We start from the raw sequence: 749 nt of genomic DNA, 5'->3' as shown, positions 1-749 counted from the left end.
GCACCTCACCGGTGACGGGGGGTTGGGCAGCATCCGGGGCGGTGATCTGCACACCGGCCGAGGCGTTGGCCGGAGTCAACAGCAGCGGCCCGAACACCGGATCGGCCGGAAGCAGGTAGCCGGTCGGGGCGGCGGTCTCCAGCCAGTAGTAGACACCGACCGGCACGGTCCGGGTGCACAGGCCGTCCGCACCCGTCGTGCACGGGGTGCCGACCTGCGTGTCCGGGGTGGCACCGGTGGTCTGGAGACCCGGGATCCCGTTGGTCTCCTCCCACAGCTGGAACACACCGCCCGCGAGCGGCAGCCCGGTCGCCGCGTCGGTCTTCAGGACCCGCACCTCACCCGTCACCGGCGGCTGCGCGGCATTGGGAGCCGTCACCTGCACACCCGTCGACGCGTTCGCCGCGGTCAGCACCAGCGGACCGAACACCGGGTTCGCCGGAAGCACGTACCCAGCGGGCGCAGCGGTCTCCAGCCAGTAGTAGGTACCGACCTCCACCGTCCGCGTGCACAGACCGTCCGCACCCGTCGTGCAGGACGTACCCACCTGCGTGTCCGGGGTGGCACCGGTGGTCTGGAGACCCGGGACGCCGTTGGTCTCCTCCCACAGCTGGAACACACCACCCGCGAGCGGAGCGTTCGTCACCGCGTCGGTCTTCAGGACCCGCACCTCACCCGTCACCGGCGGCTGCGCGGCATTGGGAGCCGTCACCTGCACACCCGTCGACGCGTTCGCCGCGGTCAGCACC

At 71.6% G+C, this 749-nt stretch carries 1 protein-coding gene; it reads right to left on the bottom strand.

The window, feature by feature from the left end; translation table 11 throughout:
• On the bottom strand, positions 1-712 hold a 712-nt coding region (locus ACFCX4_RS13545), incomplete at its 3' end, for a collagen binding domain-containing protein (RefSeq protein WP_376141651.1).
• Positions 713-749: the final 37 nt, after the last annotated feature.

The organism is Kitasatospora sp. NPDC056327, from assembly GCF_042261735.1.
GTDB lineage: Bacteria > Actinomycetota > Actinomycetes > Streptomycetales > Streptomycetaceae > Kitasatospora.
The sequence above is the reverse complement of the archived record's forward strand: the minus strand, read 5'-3'. Positions and strand labels throughout refer to the sequence as shown.